We start from the raw sequence: 18,498 nt of genomic DNA on the forward strand, positions 1-18,498 counted from the left end.
GGCTCCGCGGGAGTGGGTCAGGCCGGACGGGAGGCGCCGGCCCACGGCATGGAGTCGATCGGGGCCACGCGGACCGTCGAGCCCGGGCGGGGTGCGTGGATCATCTGGCCGTTGCCGATGTACAGGCCGACGTGGGTGATCCCGGAGTAGAAGAACACCAGGTCGCCGGGGGCCAGCTGGTCGCGGGAGACGCGCTGTCCGGCATTGATCTGGGTGTAGGTGGTGCGGGGGAGGGAGACCCCGGCCGAGCGCCAGGCCGCCTGGGTCAGGCCGGAGCAGTCGAACGAGCCCGGTCCCGTGGCGCCCCAGACGTACGGCTTGCCGATCGCCCCGTACGCGAAGGCCACGGCGCGGGCGGCCCGCGAGCCGTCCGAGGCCGGCGGGGCTGACGGGGCCGACGGGGTCGTGCTCTGCGGCCCGGCGGGGGCCGCACCGGCGGACTGGGCCTCGTACGCGGCCCGCTCCTCGGCGGTGAGCTTCGCCAGTAGTCGCCGGGCGGCGTCGAGTTTGCCCTCGACGGCGGCCTTGGACGCGGCGAGCTCGCCCTCGTGGGCGCGCAGGTCGGCGAGGTGGTCGGCCGCCTTGCCCTTCAGCTGTCCGACCTCGTCGAGCTGCCGGCGTACGGAGGAGATCTCGGCGGCGTGGCGGTCGCCGGCCCGGTTGAGGAGCGAGGCGCGGTCCAGGTAGTCCTGCGGGTCCTCGGCCAGCGCCAGTTGGACGCCGGGGCCCAGGGTCCCGCTGCGGTACTGGCCGGCGGCCAGCGCACCGAGCGCCCGGCGGGCGGTGTTGAGCCGGTCGGTCTTGCGGGCCGTCTCGTCGCGCAGTGCGTCCAGCGCGCGCTGTGCCCCGTCGGCCTTCTCCTTCGCCCCGTTGTACTGCTCGGTCGCGGCCTCGGCCTCCTCGTAGAGCCGGTCGACCTCCGACTTCACCTGGGACGGGGTCTGCTGGGGCTCGGCGTGGGAGATGCCTTCGAAGGCGGTGGCGGTGGCAGCGCCCGCGAGGGCCAGCGTGGCGGCGGTCCGTACGGTGCCGCGGGAGAGCGGGCGCTGCCTGGGCTTTCGGTGACTGGCCACGAGGGCCTCACGTCCTTCCTCACTCGGGAGCTCGGTGCTTGGAGGAGGACGCTAGACCCGAAGATAACGGTCGAATGACGGGATGATCGCAAGTGGCCCGACGTGACCGGATATGGCGGTTGCGGATCAGTGCCAGAGGACGGCGATAAAGATATTGACCAAGGTCAGTCCGCCGACCGCGCCGAACAGCGCCTTCTCCACCCGTTCCTCGTCGCGCTTGACGTAGACGAGGGCGAGGATCACGAAGAGGACGGCGAGCTTCACGCCGATCTTGATGTTGTTGACGCCGGTCCCGTCCATCTCGCGGAAGCCGACCAGCAGGACGCCGGTGACGAGCATCGTCAGCGCGCCGTGCAGCATCGCGGGCACGAAGCGGGCGGTGCCGGCGCTCATAGCCTTCATCTGGGTCAGGAATCCGCCGAGGAGGGCGGCGATGCCGATGATGTGCAGGCCGACGAAGACATTGAGGAGTACGTCCATGGCTGTGAGCGTACGGGGGCTCCCGGTCAGCCCAGGAAGCGGGTCAGTTCGTCGACGACCACCTCCGGCCGTTCCTCCGGGAGGTAGTGGCCGCTGCCGTCGACGCGCACGACCCGGGTGTCGGCGGGGCGTGGGCGAACAGTCAGTCCAGCAGGTGGTGGAAGCGGCCGGCGAGCAGTTGCTCGGGGAGGCCCTCGGTCTGGCAGTGTCCGTACGAGATCTGCGTACAGTGGGGGCATGCCTGCCGCTGCCGAGCTGACCCACCCCCACCCAGAGGACCTCGAACTGGCCGAGGTGCTCGCGGCCCTCGGCCACCCCGTCCGGCTGGAGATCGTCCGCAAGCTCGCTTCCGGCGGGGAGACCTCCTGCGGCGAGGTGGCCCCCGACCTGCCCAGGTCGAGCGTCACGCACCACCTCAAGACGCTCCGCGAGAGCGGCGTGATCTGCCAGCGTCCGCAGGGCCGCAAGCTCCACCTCACGCTGCGCAGGACCGACCTGGAGCTGCGCTTCCCGGGCCTGCTGGAGCTGGTGCTCCGGTAAGCCCCCCCGGAAGGGGCCGGGGGCAGGCGTCCGCCGAGGTTGCGGCCGATTTTCCGCGGCCGGGACCGGGTGTCGGTCCGGCCCCCTAGACTCGGAAGGCGATGAGCAGCCTCTTTGACGACAGTTTCCTGGCGGACCTCACCCCCTCCGACGAGGTCCCTCCGCCGCCCGAGGAGCACGCCGCCCCGGAGCCGGGCGCGGACGATCTCTTCGGGGGCCGGTTCGACCTGCCCCTGAGCGGTGACGCGTACTACCGGGACGGCGCCCCCAAGCCCGTCATCGACCCGGCGGCGCTCCTGCACGGGCTGAACGAGCAGCAACGTGCGGCCGTGGTGCACGCGGGTTCCCCGCTGCTGATCGTGGCCGGCGCCGGTTCCGGCAAGACCCGGGTGCTGACCCACCGCATCGGCCACCTGCTGGCCGCGCGGAACGTCCACCCCGGCCAGATCCTGGCGATCACCTTCACCAACAAGGCCGCCGGCGAGATGAAGGAGCGCGTCGAGAGCCTGGTCGGCCCGCGCGCCAACGCCATGTGGGTGTCCACCTTCCACAGCGCGTGCGTGCGCATCCTGCGCCGCGAGTCGAAGCGGCTCGGCTTCACCTCGTCCTTCTCGATCTACGACGCGGCCGACTCGAAGCGACTGATGGCGCTCGTCTGCCGCGACCTGGACCTGGACCCGAAGAAGTTCCCGCCCAAGTCCTTCAGCGCCAAGATCTCGAACCTGAAGAACGAGCTGATCGACGAGGACGCCTTCGCCGCACAGGCGGTGGACGGCTTCGAGAAGACGCTCGCCCAGGCGTACGCCATGTACCAGGGGCGGCTGCGCGAGGCCAATGCGCTCGACTTCGACGACATCATCATGACGACCGTCCACCTGCTCCAGGCGTTCCCGGACGTCGCCGAGCACTACCGGCGGCGCTTCCGCCACGTCCTGGTGGACGAGTACCAGGACACCAACCACGCCCAGTACACGCTGGTGCGCGAGCTGGTGGGCACCGGATACCCGGACCTGCCGCCGGCCGAGCTGTGCGTGGTCGGCGACGCCGACCAGTCGATCTACGCCTTCCGCGGCGCGACCATCCGCAACATCCTCCAGTTCGAGGAGGACTACCCGAACGCGACGACGATCCTGCTGGAGCAGAACTACCGCTCCACGCAGACGATCCTCTCCGCAGCCAACGCGGTCATCGAGCGCAACGAGAACCGCCGCGCCAAGAACCTGTGGACCGAGGCCGGCACCGGCTCCGTCATCACCGGCTACGTCGCGGACACCGAGCACGACGAGGCCCAGTTCGTCGCCGACGAGATCGACCGGCTGACGGACGCGGGCGACGCCAAGGCGGGCGACGTCGCGATCTTCTACCGGACGAACGCACAGTCGCGCGTGTTCGAGGAGATCTTCATCCGGGTCGGGCTGCCCTACAAGGTCGTCGGCGGGGTCCGCTTCTACGAGCGCAAGGAGGTCCGGGACGTCCTCGCGTACCTGCGCGTCCTCGCCAACCCGGAGGACAACGTCCCGCTGCGCCGCATCCTGAACGTGCCCAAGCGCGGCATCGGCGAGCGAGCGGAAGCGATGATCGACGCCCTCGCGATGCGCGAGAAGATCACCTTCCCGCAGGCGCTGCGGCGCGTGGACGAGGCGTTCGGCATGGCCGCGCGCTCGACCAACGCGGTGAAGCGCTTCAACGTGCTGATGGAGGAGCTCCGCACCATCGTCGACTCGGGTGCGGGCCCGGCAGTGGTGCTGGAAGCGGTGCTGGAGCGCACGGGCTACCTCGCCGAGCTCCAGGCCTCGACCGACCCGCAGGACGAGACCCGAATCGAGAACCTCCAGGAACTCGCGGCCGTCGCCCTGGAGTTCGAGCAGGCCAGGGGCGAGGACGATCCGGGGACGCTCGCCGAGTTCCTGGAGCAGGTCGCGCTCGTCGCCGACTCCGACCAGATCCCCGACGAGGACGAGGACGGCTCGGGCGTCATCACGCTGATGACCCTGCACACCGCCAAGGGCCTGGAGTTCCCGGTCGTCTTCCTGACCGGCATGGAGGACGGGGTCTTCCCGCACATGCGGGCGCTGGGCCAGACCAAGGAACTGGAAGAGGAACGCCGCCTCGCGTACGTCGGCATCACCCGGGCCCGCGAGCGGCTCTACCTGACCCGCTCCTCGATGCGCAGTGCGTGGGGCACTCCCTCGTACAACCCGCCGTCGCGGTTCCTCGAAGAGATTCCGGCGGAGTACCTGCAGTGGAAGCGCACGGGCGCGGCGCAGAAGCCGGCGGGCCCGATGCGCAGTTCCGGCTACGGGTCCGGTACCGGGGCCGGGTTCGGATCGGGTTCCGGGAAGGCCAGCTTCGGCACCTCTCCGGAGGCGTTCCTGTCCTCGTCGCGTACGAAGTCGGGGCCGTCCGGGTTCGCGACGCGTCGGGCCGCCGACAAGCCGGTCATCGCGCTGGCGGTCGGGGACCGGGTCACGCACGACCAGTTCGGGCTGGGCACGGTCATGGAGGTCAGGGGCGCCGGCGCGGACGCGCAGGCCACCGTCGACTTCGGGGACGACAAGCCGAAGCGCCTGCTGCTGCGCTACGCGCCGGTGCAGAAGCTGTAGGAGCAGGAGCCGTAAGGGCAGGAGCCGTGAGGCTCAGGTCGGGTCCAGGCCGTGGCTGCGGAGCCACGGCAGGGGGTCGATCGCCGAGCCGCCGCCGGGCCGTACCTCGAAGTGGAGGTGCGGGCCGGTGGAGTTGCCGGAGTTGCCCGAGTACGCGATGACGTCGCCTGCCTTGACCTTGCCGGACCGGATCTTGGTGCTGCTGAGGTGGCAGTACCAGGTCTCGGTGCCGTCGGGCGAAGTCACTATGGCCATGTTGCCGTAGGCGCTGTTCCACTGGGTGCGCACGGTGCCGTCGGTGGCGGCCATGACCGGCGTCCCGTAGGAGACCGGGAAGTCGATACCGGTGTGCACGGACATCCACATGCCACCGGCCTGACCGAAGCTGGCGCTGAGGCCGTGCTGTTCGACCGGGATCGCGAACTTGGGGCGGGCCGCTTCCTTGGCCGCCGCCTCCTCCGCCTTCTTCTTCTTCTCGTCCTCCTGGCGCTGGCGCAGGTCGATGCGCTCCTGCGTGCGGCTCGCGCGGTCCGCGAAGTCGCCCGCGTCGGCGCTGAGCGCGGCCAGTTGGGTGTCGAGCTTGCTGTTCGCCGCAACGGGCTGCACCGACGCCGGGTCGGGCGCGGCCATCGTGGTGGTGCCCTCGGCGGGCTTGTCCGCCGAGGTGAGTCCGCCGACGGAAGCGGCCGCGACACCGGCGACGCCCATCACGCAGGCGGAGGGAACGGCCACGGTCAACAGGGCGGAACGCTTCGCAGGGGTGCGGCGACGGCTGTTGCCGCCCGTGGACGCGGACGTGGTCGCGGTCTTGCCCGTGGCCTTGGGCGTTGCCGTCGTCTTCGACTTGGCGCCGGCGCGGCGCGAGGCGCGCGGTACGGGCGCGGCGGCCGTGACCGGCATGGCCTGGGTGGGAAGGTCGTGCACCTGGGCGGCCGGGAGGTCGAGGTCGAGGTCGGCCTCCGGCTCCGGTTCCGCTTCCGGTTCGGGTTCCGGCGCGTGGCCCGCGTCGTCGAGGACCTCGAAGACGGCGGTCTCGCTGTAGGCGACGTCGGTGGCCGGCGGCTCGTAGGAGTACGCCGCGTCCTGCTGCTGCCCGCCCTGGTACTGGTGGTCGTACGAGAAGGTCTGGGTCTGCTGCTCGTGGAGCGGGACGGTGTTCCAGGTGGTGGCGTCGTACGCGCCGGTCTCGGTGCCGGTGGTGCCGTAGCCCGGCATCGCCCACTGCCCGGTCTGCTCGTAGCCGAAGGGGGTGGCCTGGAACTCCGTGCTGGTCGGCTGGTTCCAGGCGTTCGTGTCCGTCCCCCAGCTGCCGCCGGCAGCCGCCTCCTGGCCCGTTGTGGCGTCGTCGAGGACACCGCCCTGGGTGGGAATGCTCGGCAGGTAGCCGCCGTCCTGCGGGTAACTGCCCTGGGGGGCCCATGCGGTGGTGTCGTACGCGCCGGTCTCGTAGGAGGCGTAGGCGGCGTAGTCGTACCCCTGGCCCTGCGTTTCATAGGAAACGTAGGCCGAATCGCCAGAGAAAGTGGTGTTGGAAAGGCCGTCGTACTCGGAATCGGAGTACAGGCCCGACGAGGGGCGGTCGTTCACCAACTTCTCTTTCGCCTCGGCAGTGGGGGGCCTGGGTGGCCAAGGAACGTGAGGTTCCTCAGGGAGAGCAGTGGCGTGACTGTACCCGGCGGTTACTGGCAACGACAATCTTCGAGGGGTTCCGGACTTTGCGGAACCGGGCATTCGGCCGTCTTTCGGTCGCGGCAAGGCCGAGCCTTGGCCTTGAGTTCGAAATCCGTTCGAGTTTGGGTGGGTTGATGTTCACGCAACGGAAGCGGCATCTCCCAAGCCTTCGAGGGTGACCCGGCCGGGGCCGTCGAGGGTGCGCCGGACCGCCGCCGTCACTGCGGGATGGGCGGGCAGGGCGAGATGCCCGATCCCGGTGACCTGCACGTTCTCCGCCCGGAGATCGGGATGGTCGATGCGTGCCGTCTCGATCGGGTCCATGAGCGCGTCGAACTCGCTCCAGAACGCCACGCACCGGGTCCGGCAGCCCGGCGCGGGCGCCCGCAGTTCGGCCATCACCTCGGACTCCGGACGGACCTGCCGCACCAGGGGGTGGGCGTCCATGAAGGGGGCGACCCGCGTACCGGAATGCGGGGTGCCGAGCGTGACGAGCGTGCGGACCCGGGCGTCGCCGCCGAGGCGCTGGACGTAGTACCGCCCGACCAGCCCGCCCAGGCTGTGCCCGACCAGGTCCACCCGCTCCTGTCCGGTGCGCTCGCACAGCTCCTCGACCCGCTGGGCGAGGTGGCGGGCGGTGATGCGCAGGTCCTGGGTGAAGGGGGAGTAGTTGTACGCCTCCACCTGCCGCCGGCCGCCCGCGGCGAGGGTGCGGCGCAGCAGGACGAAGACGGACCGGTTGTCGGTGAACCCGTGCAGCAGGAGCGCGGGCGCCTGCCCGCCGGCGCTTTCTCCGGTTTCGGCCGGCTTCTCCTGACGTATCCCGGTCGGGTAGAGCAGCAGGTGCCCGCCGAGGACGACCGCTTCTAGCACCCCGGCCCGCAGTGCGGCCCCGGACGTGGCGACGGATACGGGTACGGACAGCCCCATTGACGGCCTCCCCTAAGCCTTTTGGGACTGCGGCCGGCCGCGCCACCGTGCCGTGCGGCTGTCGGTACGGTGGCGCGGCGCCCCGGTGCGGCTCCCCTGGCGGTGATTCAACGCCGTCCCACGTGTGATTTCCCCCTCGTGGTTGACCGTGAAACGGCGGCGTGCGCGATGCTGTACTTAACGTTCGTTCACTCGGGAGGCAGTGCGATGGGTGTGACCGGTCCGATCCGTGTGGTGGTGGCCAAGCCGGGTCTCGACGGCCACGACCGCGGCGCCAAGGTGATCGCGCGTGCCCTGCGCGACGCGGGCATGGAGGTCATCTACACGGGCCTCCACCAGACCCCCGAGCAGATCGTGGACACCGCCATCCAGGAGGACGCCGACGCGATCGGCCTGTCGATCCTCTCGGGCGCGCACAACACGCTGTTCGTCCGGGTCCTGGAACTGTTGAAGGAGCGCGAGGCCGAGGACATCAAGGTCTTCGGCGGCGGCATCATCCCGGAGGACGACATCGCCCCCCTGAAGGAGAAGGGCGTGGCGGAGATCTTCACCCCGGGCGCGACGACGACCTCGATCGTCGACTGGGTCCGCGGACACGTCCGCCCCGCGTAATCCGCTCCCGGTCCGACCCGGCGTGGCCCGACCTGGCCTGGCCCGGCCCCGCACGCGGGTCGGGCGGGCCGGTGCACCGGCCCGGTCGCGCCGGGGGCGCGGGTCAGGGGCGCGGGTCAGGGCTCGGGGCGAGCTCCGCGAGCATCGTCGCGCGTAGGCGCAGGGTGGCCGCCAGGCGCTGGAAGGCCTCGGACCAGTACGCCGCCGCGCCCGGCGACGCGTCCGGCGGTCCGTCCGACGCCGCCGTCAGGGATTCCAGATGGCAGGCCTGCGCAGGGTCGAGGCAGCGTTCCGCGAGCCCCATGACCCCGCTGAAGCTCCACGGGTAGCTGCCCGCCTCCCGCGCGGCGTCCAGCGCGTCCACCACGGCCCGCCCCAGCGCCCCGGCCCACGGCACCGCACACACGCCGAGCAGCTGGAACGCCTCCGACAGCCCGTGGGCCCGTACGAACTGCGCCACCCACTCGGCGCGTTCCCCGTCCGGCAGGATCGACAGCAGCTTCGCCCGCTCCGCGAGCGACGCCGTGCCCGGGGCCGTCGCGGGCGGCGCCGACGCCGCGCCGAGCAGCGCCTTCGCCCACGGGGCGTCGCGCTGGCGCACCGCTGCCCGGCACCACGCCGCGTGCAGCTCCTCCCTCCAACTGTCGCCCTCGGCCACGGGCAGCGCCACGATCTCCGCCGGGCCGAGCCCCCCGAAGCGCTCCCGCCAGCAGGACAGCGGCGCCGCCTCCACCAGCTGGCCCAGCCACCAGGCCCGCTCCCCGCGGCCGGCGGGCGGTCGCTTGACCACCCCGTCCTGCAGCATCGCCGCATCGCACTCCACCGGTGGCGTCACCCCCTGAGGCCCGACGCAGGCCAGTGCCCGTTCCGCCATCCGGCCGGCCAGCGCCGACCCCGGAAGGGCGGACAGCAGCTCGGCGGCCGTCGCCCGGACGTTGCGACTGCGGTCGCCCAGCGCCGCCTCCAGGAAGGGCTCGTCCTCCTCCGACAGCCCCACCCGCAACGAGTCGAGGAACATCAGGCGGTCCTCGGCCCGTTCCGTGGCCCAGGTGGTCGACAGCAGCTGCGTCGCGGCAGCCGCCTCGTGCGCCCGGACGGCGCCCAGCAGGGCCACCCGCTCGGCGAACAACCCCTCCTGCCAGAGCCGTTCCCGCCCCGCCCGGTCCTCGGCTTCGGGCAGTTCCCCCGCACGGCCCGCCCCACCCCGAAGGGCGAACCGCCAGTCCGGGTTCAGTCGGGCCAGCCACAGCCCCCGCGCCCCGGCCAGGGCCAGGGCCAGCGGGCGCAGGTCCGTACGGGCCCGGGCCGTGTCCAGCAGCGCCGGCACCAGTTCGGCCGGCGCCCGGTAGCCGTGCCGCACGGCGGCGGCCAGCCACTGCGGCAGCAGCTCCGTCAGGTCCGGGGCGGCCCCCCGCCGCCCGCCGCCGCTGCCCGGGCCGGTCCGGTCGGCCAGCAGCTGCGCGAGCCGCCGCCGGGCCGGCTCCGGCGGAGCCGGGCGCGGATCCCGCGGCGCGGGCTCCGGCCGCGGACCCGCCTCGGCGGGCCGCAGCCCGGCCCGGCGCCGTACGGTCTGCACGGCCGCCGCGTCCAGCAGTGCCGTCGGGCTTCCGCGCCGCCGTTCGGTGCCCAGCAGTGCGGCGCCGACCAGCTCCTCCCACTCCCCGTAACCCGTCTCCGTCGCCCCGGACCCGTTCACAGCGGCCATCGTGTCCCTCCCTCTTGTCGTGCGGTGCTCCGGTCCCGCCCCCTCCGCGGGACCGGAGCAGTTCTCGCCCCCGTTGGCAGACCCTTCAGCTCGCGTGGTTGTCGTTCACAAAAGCCCCCCGGCTTCCTTGTCTCTTCACGCCGACGCCCCCGCGCCCGCGTGCCCCACCTCGGCCCGGCGCTCGCGCGCCGGCCCGTTCTCGCTCTTTCCTCTGTGGCCGTGGCCGTGGCCGTGTTCGTGGACCTCGTCCGGTCAGACCAGGACCACGGGCTCCGGGCAGCCCGGCTGCCACGCCGTCAGCGGCGTGAATCCGCGGTGGCCGCACTCACCGAACACGGTCACCGGGCCGCCGCCCGACAGCGCGGCCAGCTGCCACAGCCCCGACCGCGACCGGTTGCCCGACCCGCTCAGGGCCACGGGCAGGGCGGAAGTGCCCTCCGCGTCCGCCAGTTGCCAGCCCAGCTCTCCCGGTATCGGGACCACCGGGCCCAGCACCACCGGCCAGGAGTCCAGCCACGGGTCCTCCCGCAGCGCCGCCCCGTACGCCTCCAGTGCCGCCCCCGTACTGACCCCGGCCGGTACCTCCGGGCACGGCACGGCACGGCCGTGGACTCCCCCGGCTACCGCTGGGGGTGCCGCCGCCCCTGGGTGCCCCCACCCGCCGAGGTCGGCCCGCAGACCCGCCGAACCGGGCCGGAAGCGAGCCTCCGCCTCCAGCACCAGCCCCACCGGCAGCGCCAGCGACGGAGGCCGCCCGGGCGGTCCGAAGTCCAGCACCAGGGCCGGGCGCCCGCTCCCCAGCCCGCGCAGCCATATCCGGCGGGTGGTGAGCCGGCCGTCGGGGGACACCGAGTCGCGCATGGCCAGCACCAGCCAGCGGTCCCGTACGACCTCCCCCTCCGCGGCGGTACCCGGTAGCCCCACCCTGCTCCGGACCGTCGCGGCGAGCGGCTCCGGCAGGCCTGCCACCCCGAGCCAACCCCGGTTCAGCAGGTGCAGCAGCGCGCCCTCCTCCAGCATCCGGGCGGGCCAACCGGGACCGCAACTGGGTATCGTCCCCAACTCCCTGACCCGGGCCGCCAGTCCGGGAGCCTGCGCGTCGACCATCCGGGCGGCGGTCTCCTCCCAGGCCGCGTATCCCGCCTGTTGTTGTCCGGCCAGGCCCCCGCGCAGCAGGTCCGCGAGCCGTCGCTCCAACTCGGTGACCCCCGCACTGATCCGGGCCGCCCTCCGTTCGGCCCGGCGCTTCGCCGCCTCCTCGTCCACCGGCCCGGTCGCCTTGGTGGCCGAGCGCGCGGCCTTCGCCGCCCGCTCGGTCAGCCACGCGCCGGCCCAGTCCGGCGCTTCGCCGGGCTCGCCGAAGTCCTCCGCCGCCCAGAGCAGCAGCAGGCCGAGCGCGTGCTTGCACGGGAACTTCCGGCTCGGACAGGAGCACTTGTACGCCGGGCCCGTCAGGTCCACGACCGTCCGGTACGGCGTGCTGCCGCTGCCCTTGCACAACCCCCACACTGAACCGGAAGCGGAACCTCCGGTCTGTGACCACGGCCCCGCCCCGCCCAGCTTGGCCCCCGCCTTGCGTGACGCATCGTCAGGAGCCAGAGCCAGTACCTGTTCCGCTGTCCAGCGGACCCCCTGCTCAGTCATGTGAACCACCGTAGAGACCCCCACTGACAATCGCTCTGACCTGCAACGACGCAATGGGGGAGGGGCGTTGTCAGTGGCGTGGTGCACCGTGGTTGCAGCAGTCGGAAGCGGCTGCCGAGCATTGGAGGGGGACCATGAGCATGCCCGAGAACGGCACCGGAGCCGAGGCGCTGCGACCGCACGCCGAAGACGCCTTCGCGGACGAACTGAAAGCCCTGGCTGCCGCCGACGACCGGCCCCGCCCCACCCGCTGGAAGCTCTCCCCGTGGGCCGTCGCGACCTACCTCCTGGGCGGCACGCTGGACGACGGCACGGTCATCACGCCCAAGTACGTCGGCCCGCGCCGCATCGTCGAAGTCGCCGTCACCACCCTCGCCACCGACCGCGCCCTGCTCCTGCTCGGAGTCCCCGGCACCGCCAAGACCTGGGTGTCCGAGCACCTCGCCGCCGCCGTCAGCGGGGACTCCACCCTCCTCGTCCAGGGCACCGCCGGCACCCCCGAGGAAGCGATCCGGTACGGGTGGAACTACGCCCGGCTCCTCGCCCACGGGCCCAGCCGCGAGGCCCTCGTACCGAGCCCCGTCATGCGGGCCATGGCCGAGGGCATGACCGCCCGCGTCGAGGAGCTCACCCGCATCCCGGCCGACGTCCAGGACACCCTCATCACCGTCCTGTCCGAGAAGACCCTCCCCGTACCGGAGCTCGGCCAGGAGGTGCAGGCCGTACGCGGCTTCAACCTCATCGCCACCGCCAACGACCGGGACCGCGGGGTCAACGAACTCTCCAGCGCGCTGCGGCGCCGCTTCAACACCGTCGTGCTGCCCCTGCCCGCCACCGCCGACGCCGAGGTCGACATCGTCGCCCGCCGCGTCGACCAGATGGGTCGCGCGCTCGACCTGCCGGCCGTGCCCGAAGGCCTGGAGGAGATCCGCCGCGTCGTCACCGTCTTCCGCGAGCTGCGCGACGGGGTCACCGACGACGGCCGCACGAAGGTGAAGTCGCCGAGCGGCACCCTGTCCACCGCCGAGGCCATCTCCATCGTCACGGGCGGCCTCGCCCTGGCCGCCCACTTCGGGGACGGCGTCCTGCGCCCCTCCGACGTGGCGGCCGGAATCCTCGGCGCCGTCGTCCGCGACCCGGCCGCCGACCAGGTCGTCTGGCAGGAGTACCTCGAAACCGTGGTCCGGGAGCGGGACGGCTGGAAGGACTTCTACCGCGCCTGCCGGGAGGTGACGGCATGAGCAGCCCGGCCGCCGAGCGGCGGGGGCCGCTGCTGCTCGGCGTACGGCACCACGGGCCCGGATCGGCCCACGCGGTGCGGGCCGCCCTCGACGCGGCCCGCCCGGCGGCCGTGCTGATCGAGGGCCCGCCGGAGGGGGACGCACTGCTGGCACTGGCCGCGGACCCCGGGCTCCGGCCGCCCGTCGCCCTGCTCGCGCACGCCGCCGACGACCCGGGCAGGGCCGCGTTCTGGCCGATGGCCGCGTTCTCGCCCGAGTGGGTCGCCATCCGCTGGGCGCAGGAGCAGGACGTACCGGTTCCGGTGCGGTTCATCGACCTCCCCGCCGCCCACACGCTGGCCGCGCAGGACCCCGGCGCGCAGGCGGACCCGAACGCCTGCGATTCCGTCCGGCTGGACCCCCTCGCGGTCCTCGCCGAGACCGCCGGGTACGACGACCCCGAGCGCTGGTGGGAGGACGTGGTCGAGCACCGGGGCGCCGTACGGGAGGATCCGCTCGCCGCGTTCGAGGCGCTCGGGGAGGCCATGGGGGCGCTGCGCGAGGCGTACGGGGGCGGCGGCCACGCCCGGGACCTGGTGCGCGAGGCGCACATGCGGCAGCGGATGCGGGCCGCCCGCAAGGAGTTCGGCGACGCGTACGCCGTGGTGTGCGGAGCCTGGCACGTTCCGGCGCTGCGCGCGAAGACCACGGCGACCGCCGACAGGCAGCTGCTGACCGGGCTGCCCAAGGTCAGGGTGGAAACCACCTGGGTGCCGTGGACCCACCGGCGGCTCGCCCGGGCCGGCGGGTACGGCGCGGGCATCACCTCACCCGGCTGGTACGCGCACCTCTTCGCGGCCCGGGACCGGCCGGTGGAGCGGTGGCTGACCGAGGTCGCCGGGCTGCTGCGCGAGGAGGACCGGCAGGTCTCCTCGGCGCACGTCATCGAGGCGGTCCGGCTGGCCGACACGCTGGCCGCCGTGCGCGGCCGGCCGGTCCCGGGACTGACGGAGACCCTGGAGGCCGTGCGGGCCGTCATGTGCGACGGCTCGGACGTACCGCTCGCGCTCGTCCAGGACCGCCTGGTCGTCGGTGACGTCCTCGGCGAGGTCCCGGAAGGGGCGCCCGCCGTACCCCTCCAGCGGGACCTGACCCGGCAGCAGCGCTCCCTGCGGCTCAAAGCGGAGCCCCAGGAGCGCGAGCTGGAACTCGACCTGCGCAAGGACACCGACGCGGCCAAGTCCCTGCTGCTGCACCGACTGCGGCTGCTCGGCATCGACTGGGGCGCGCCAACGACCTCGCGGGGCAGCACCGGCACGTTCCGCGAGACGTGGCGGCTGAGCTGGGAACCGGAGCTGTCGGTGCGGGTCGCCGAGGCGGGGATCTGGGGAACCACCGTCCTCGCGGCCGCCACCGCCAAGGCCGAGGCCGACGCTGCCGGTGCGCAGGAACTCGGCGAGATCACGGCGCTGGCGGAGCGGTGCCTGCTGGCCGGGCTGTCCGAGGCGCTGCCCGCCGTGCTGCGGGCGCTCGCGGACCGTGCCGCGCTGGACACCGACGTGGCACGGCTCGCCAAGGCCCTTCCGGCGCTGGCCCGTTCGCTGCGGTACGGGGACGTGCGGGGGACCGATGCGACGGCGCTGGGCACGGTCGCGACCGGGATCGCCGAGCGGATATGCGTGGCGCTGCCGCCCGCCTGCTCCGCCGGCCTGGACGCGGACGCGGCGGCCGAGCTGCGGGGCCAGGTGGACGGGGTACACGCGGCGATCGGACTCCTCGACGTGGACGACCTGCGCGAGCGCTGGTCGGCGGTGCTACGGGCGCTGGCCGGCCGGGACACGGTGCCCGGGCTGATCCGCGGCCGGGCGGCGCGGCTGCTCCTCGATGACGGGCGGCTGCCGGCACAGGAGACGGCGCGGCTGATGGGGCTCGCGCTGTCCCCGGCCGCCGTGCCGGTCGACGCGGCGGGCTGGATCGACGGCTTCGCCGGGGGAGGGGCGGGCAGCGGCACCCTGCTCGTCCACGACGACCGGCTGCTGGGGCTGATCGACGCGTGGCTCGTCTCGGTGCCGGACGGCGCGTTCATCGACGTACTGCCGCTGCTGCGCAGGACGTTCGGGGCGTACGAGACGGGCGTCAAGCGGACGCTGGGCGAACTGGTCCGGCGTGGCCCCAGCGGCCCGACGGCGGCGCCCGCGCGGGGCTCGGCCCCCGAGGGCTTCGCCCCGGACCTCGATCCGGTCCGCGCGGACGCGGTGTTGGACCTGGTCCGCCTGCTGCTCACCGGTCCGGCGGGATGACGGGCTCATGGACAGCGGGGGCCCGGAAGGGGAGTACGGCTCGGGCGGGTACGGGGGTCCCGCCCGGGCCGGGGACCAACAAGGCGCCGGCGGCAGGAGCCGGCCCCGACGAGTACAGGGGGACGACAGATGACCGGCACGGTGATCCCGGGAGCCAATGGCCCCGCCGAAACGGAGCGGTTGCGCCGGTGGCGGATGGTGCTGGGCGGGGACGGGGACGGAACCGGGTACGCGTTGAGCGGGCGGGACGCGGCCATGGACGCCGCCCTCGGCGCGCTCTACGCGAGCGGCGGGCCGCGCAAGTCCACCGGGGAACGCGGCGGCGGGCTCGGCGGTTCGGCGCCGAACGTGGCCCGCTGGCTCGGTGACATCCGTACGTACTTCCCCAGCTCGGTCATCCAGGTCATGCAGCGGGACGCCATCGAGCGGCTCGGCCTGTCCGCCCTCCTGCTGGAACCGGAGATGCTCCAGGCCGTCGAGCCGGACGTGCACCTCGTCGGCACCCTGCTCTCCCTCCACCACGCAATGCCGGAGACGACCCGGACCACGGCCCGCGCGGTCGTCCGCAAGGTGGTCGAGCAGTTGGAGAAGCGGCTCGCTACGCGCACCCGGGCCACGCTCACCGGCGCCCTCGACCGCTCCGCCAGGATCGGCCGCCCCCGGCACGCGGACATCGACTGGGACCGGACCATCCGGGCGAACCTGAAGAACTACCTGCCCGAGTACCGCACCGTCGTCCCCGAGCGGCTCATCGGCTACGGCCGCGCGGCGCGATCCGTCAAGAAGGAGGTGATCCTCTGCATAGACCAGTCCGGATCGATGGCGGCCTCCGTCGTCTACGCCTCCGTCTTCGGGGCGGTGCTGGCATCGATGCGTGCGATCGCGACCCGGCTCGTCGTGTTCGACACGGCCGTCGTGGACCTGACGGACCAGCTCGACGATCCGGTGGACGTGCTGTTCGGCACGCAACTCGGCGGCGGCACCGACATCAACCGCGCGTTGGCCTACTGCCAGTCGAAGATCACCCGCCCTGCCGACACGGTCGTCGTCCTGATCAGTGATCTCTACGAAGGCGGCATACGCAACGAAATGCTGGGCCGGGTCGCGGCGATGAAGGCGGCGGGAGTCGAGTTCGTGACCCTGCTCGCCCTGTCCGACGAGGGCGCTCCCGCCTACGATCGCGAACACGCCGCGGCCCTTGCGGCACTGGGCGCCCCGGCCTTCGCCTGCACCCCCGACCTGTTCCCGGAGGTGATGGCCGCAGCCCTGGAGAAGCGCCCGCTGCCCGTCCCCTGATCAACGCCGTGGCACCTGGCAGTTCAAACGAAACTCCAGTTCAACCGTGAGGCGATCTGTGACAGGTATCACCGCTCAGGTGTGATCTGCGATTTAGGGACCCACGTCCCACGGGGATAACCTGCGGGACGGACATGCCGCGTCCACGGTCACCGTGTGCGCCTCCCTAGTGACAGCGCCGTCACGTTGCCCTCCGCGGCACGCCCACGCAGACAACCGCGAATCACTGCGAATCTTTGAAGACAAGGGACGGACGCGCGTGGACCTGTTCGAGTACCAGGCGAGGGACCTCTTCGCCAAGCACGGTGTACCGGTGCTGGCCGGTGAAGTCATCGACACGCCTGAGGCGGCTCGCGAGGCCACCGAGCGGCTGGGCGGCAAGTCGGTCGTCAAGGCGCAGGTAAAGGTCGGTGGCCGCGGCAAGGCTGGCGGCGTCAAGCTCGCCGCCACCCCGGACGAGGCCGTCGCCCGCGCGACGGACATCCTGGGCATGGACATCAAGGGCCACACGGTCCACAAGGTGATGATCGCCGAGACCGCTCCCGAGATCCTTGAGGAGTACTACGTCTCGTACCTCCTCGACCGCACCAACCGCACCTTCCTGGCCATGGCCTCGGTCGCGGGCGGCATGGACATCGAGCAGGTCGCGGAGGAGACCCCCGAGAAGCTCGCCAAGGTCCCGGTGAACGCCAACGAGGGCGTGACCATCGAGAAGGCCCGCGAGATCGTCGCCCTGGCGCAGTTCCCGGCCGAGGTCGCCGAGAAGGTCGCCGAGGTCCTCGTGACCCTGTGGGCCACCTTCATCGCCGAGGACGCGCTCCTCGTCGAGGTCAACCCGCTCGCGAAGGTCGCCAGCGGCGACGTCATCGCCCTCGACGGCAAGGTCTCGCTCGACGAGAACGCCGAGTTCCGCCAGCCGGGCCACGAGGAGTTCGTGGACCACGCGGCCGCGAACCCGCTTGAGGCCGCCGCCAAGGCGAAGAACCTCAACTACGTCAAGCTCGACGGTGAGGTCGGCATCATCGGCAACGGCGCGGGTCTCGTCATGAGCACCCTCGACGTCGTCGCGTACGCCGGTGAGAACCACGGTGGCGTCAAGCCCGCCAACTTCCTGGACATCGGCGGTGGCGCCTCCGCCGCCGTCATGGCCAACGGTCTCGAGATCATCCTCGGCGACCCGGACGTCAAGTCCGTCTTCGTCAACGTCTTCGGTGGCATCACCGCCTGTGACGAGGTCGCCAACGGCATCGTCCAGGCCCTGCAGCTGCTCGCGGACAAGGGCGAGGCGGTCACCAAGCCGCTGGTCGTCCGTCTCGACGGCAACAACGCCGAGCTGGGTCGCAAGATCCTCTCGGACGCCAACCACCCGCTGGTCCAGCGCGTGGACACCATGGACGGCGCGGCCGACAAGGCCGCCGAGCTCGCGGCTGCGAAGTAAGGGCAGAGGTCACAGACTCACATGGCTATCTTCCTCAACAAGGACAGCAAGGTCATCGTCCAGGGCATGACCGGTGCCACGGGCATGAAGCACACCAAGCTGATGCTGGCTGACGGCACCAACATCGTCGGCGGCGTGAACCCGCGCAAGGCCGGCACCACCGTCGACTTCGACGGCACCGAGGTCCCGGTCTTCGGCTCCGTCGCCGAGGCGATGGAGAAGACGGGCGCCAACGTCTCCGTCCTCTTCGTCCCGCCGGCCTTCGCCAAGGCCGCCGTCGTCGAGGCCATCGACGCCGAGATCCCGCTGGCCGTCGTCATCACCGAGGGCATCGCGGTGCACGACTCCGCCGCCTTCTGGGCGTACGCGACCGCCAAGGGCAACAAGACCCGGATCATCGGCCCGAACTGCCCGGGTCTGATCACCCCCGGTCAGTCCAACGCCGGCATCATCCCGGGTGACATCACCAAGCCCGGCAAGATCGGTCTCGTGTCCAAGTCCGGCACGCTGACCTACCAGATGATGTACGAGCTCCGTGACATCGGCTTCACCTCCGCCGTCGGCATCGGTGGCGACCCGATCATCGGCACCACCCACATCGACGCCCTGGAGGCCTTCGAGGCCGACCCGGAGACCGAGCTGATCGTCATGATCGGTGAGATCGGCGGCGACGCCGAGGAGCGCGCGGCGGACTTCATCGCGAAGAACGTCACCAAGCCGGTCGTCGGCTACGTCGCGGGCTTCACTGCCCCCGAGGGCAAGACCATGGGCCACGCCGGCGCCATCGTCTCCGGCTCTTCCGGCACCGCGCAGGCCAAGAAGGAGGCCCTTGAGGCCGCCGGCGTCAAGGTCGGCAAGACGCCGACCGAGACGGCGAAGCTCGCGCGCGAGATCCTGAACGCCGCGCAGTAACGCTCGCCGTTCGCACGTGTGCACGGGCGTGGCCCGCATCCCCCGGGGATGCGGGCCACGCCCGTTCCTGCTGC

14 protein-coding genes are annotated in these 18,498 nt (G+C 72.3%); 8 read left to right on the plus strand and 6 right to left on the minus strand.

Annotated elements, in window-relative coordinates; genetic code table 11:
* Positions 1–17 precede the first annotated feature (17 nt).
* On the minus strand, positions 18–1,073 hold the full coding sequence (locus ABZZ20_RS03250; RefSeq protein ID WP_356866221.1) for a C40 family peptidase: 1,056 nt from the start codon (positions 1,071–1,073) through the stop codon (positions 18–20).
* 126 nt (positions 1,074–1,199) lie between these two features.
* Entirely contained in the window at positions 1,200–1,553 is a 354-nt protein-coding gene (locus ABZZ20_RS03255; protein ID WP_356866223.1) for a hypothetical protein, read from the minus strand.
* A 237-nt stretch (positions 1,554–1,790) separates the two neighbouring features.
* Between ABZZ20_RS03255 and ABZZ20_RS03260 the strand changes: the two genes are divergently transcribed.
* Entirely contained in the window at positions 1,791–2,093 is a 303-nt protein-coding gene (locus tag ABZZ20_RS03260) for a helix-turn-helix domain-containing protein (protein WP_356866225.1), read from the plus strand.
* 101 nt (positions 2,094–2,194) lie between these two features.
* On the plus strand, positions 2,195–4,696 hold the full coding sequence (pcrA, locus tag ABZZ20_RS03265) for a DNA helicase PcrA (protein ID WP_356866227.1): 2,502 nt from the start codon (positions 2,195–2,197) through the stop codon (positions 4,694–4,696).
* A gap of 33 nt (positions 4,697–4,729) precedes the next feature.
* On the opposite strand, the gene ABZZ20_RS03270 is transcribed toward pcrA, so the two are convergent.
* Entirely contained in the window at positions 4,730–6,283 is a 1,554-nt protein-coding gene (locus ABZZ20_RS03270) for a peptidoglycan DD-metalloendopeptidase family protein (protein ID WP_356866229.1), read from the minus strand.
* 222 nt (positions 6,284–6,505) lie between these two features.
* Complete coding sequence (locus tag ABZZ20_RS03275; protein WP_356866231.1) at positions 6,506–7,297, minus strand: alpha/beta fold hydrolase; 792 nt, start codon at positions 7,295–7,297, stop codon at positions 6,506–6,508.
* Positions 7,298–7,504: 207 nt separating this feature from the next.
* Here ABZZ20_RS03275 and ABZZ20_RS03280 point away from each other — a divergent pair, with 207 nt between their 5' ends.
* Positions 7,505–7,909 carry a cobalamin B12-binding domain-containing protein gene (locus tag ABZZ20_RS03280; RefSeq protein ID WP_356866233.1) on the plus strand — a complete coding sequence of 135 codons (405 nt, stop codon included), beginning with the start codon at positions 7,505–7,507 and terminating at the stop codon, positions 7,907–7,909.
* Between the two features lie 103 nt (positions 7,910–8,012).
* Here ABZZ20_RS03280 and ABZZ20_RS03285 read toward each other — a convergent pair whose 3' ends face one another.
* Positions 8,013–9,614 (minus strand): DUF5691 domain-containing protein, encoded by a 1,602-nt coding sequence (locus ABZZ20_RS03285; protein WP_356866235.1) that lies wholly within the window; start codon positions 9,612–9,614, stop codon positions 8,013–8,015.
* 252 nt (positions 9,615–9,866) lie between these two features.
* Positions 9,867–11,258, minus strand: coding sequence for an SWIM zinc finger family protein (locus ABZZ20_RS03290; RefSeq protein ID WP_356866237.1), 1,392 nt, complete (start codon positions 11,256–11,258; stop codon positions 9,867–9,869).
* Positions 11,259–11,392: 134 nt separating this feature from the next.
* Here ABZZ20_RS03290 and ABZZ20_RS03295 point away from each other — a divergent pair, with 134 nt between their 5' ends.
* The 5 genes from ABZZ20_RS03295 to sucD all read left to right on the plus strand — a co-directional run bounded on the left by ABZZ20_RS03295 (position 11,393) and on the right by sucD (position 18,424).
* Positions 11,393–12,499, plus strand: coding sequence for an AAA family ATPase (locus tag ABZZ20_RS03295; RefSeq protein ID WP_356866239.1), 1,107 nt, complete (start codon positions 11,393–11,395; stop codon positions 12,497–12,499).
* On the plus strand, positions 12,496–14,778 hold the full coding sequence (locus ABZZ20_RS03300) for a DUF5682 family protein (RefSeq protein WP_356866241.1): 2,283 nt from the start codon (positions 12,496–12,498) through the stop codon (positions 14,776–14,778). The genes ABZZ20_RS03295 and ABZZ20_RS03300 overlap by 4 nt, the downstream gene beginning before the upstream one ends.
* Before the next feature lie 129 nt (positions 14,779–14,907).
* On the plus strand, positions 14,908–16,074 hold the full coding sequence (locus tag ABZZ20_RS03305; protein WP_356866243.1) for a VWA domain-containing protein: 1,167 nt from the start codon (positions 14,908–14,910) through the stop codon (positions 16,072–16,074).
* Between the two features lie 259 nt (positions 16,075–16,333).
* Entirely contained in the window at positions 16,334–17,512 is a 1,179-nt protein-coding gene (gene sucC / locus ABZZ20_RS03310; protein ID WP_030011549.1) for an ADP-forming succinate--CoA ligase subunit beta, read from the plus strand.
* A 21-nt stretch (positions 17,513–17,533) separates the two neighbouring features.
* Positions 17,534–18,424, plus strand: a complete 891-nt coding sequence (sucD, locus tag ABZZ20_RS03315) for a succinate--CoA ligase subunit alpha (RefSeq protein WP_356866245.1) — start codon at positions 17,534–17,536, stop codon at positions 18,422–18,424.
* The last annotated feature ends 74 nt before the right edge of the window (positions 18,425–18,498 follow it).

This window comes from Streptomyces sp. NPDC006430, from assembly GCF_040612395.1.
In the GTDB taxonomy this organism is placed as follows: Bacteria; Actinomycetota; Actinomycetes; order Streptomycetales; family Streptomycetaceae; genus Streptomyces.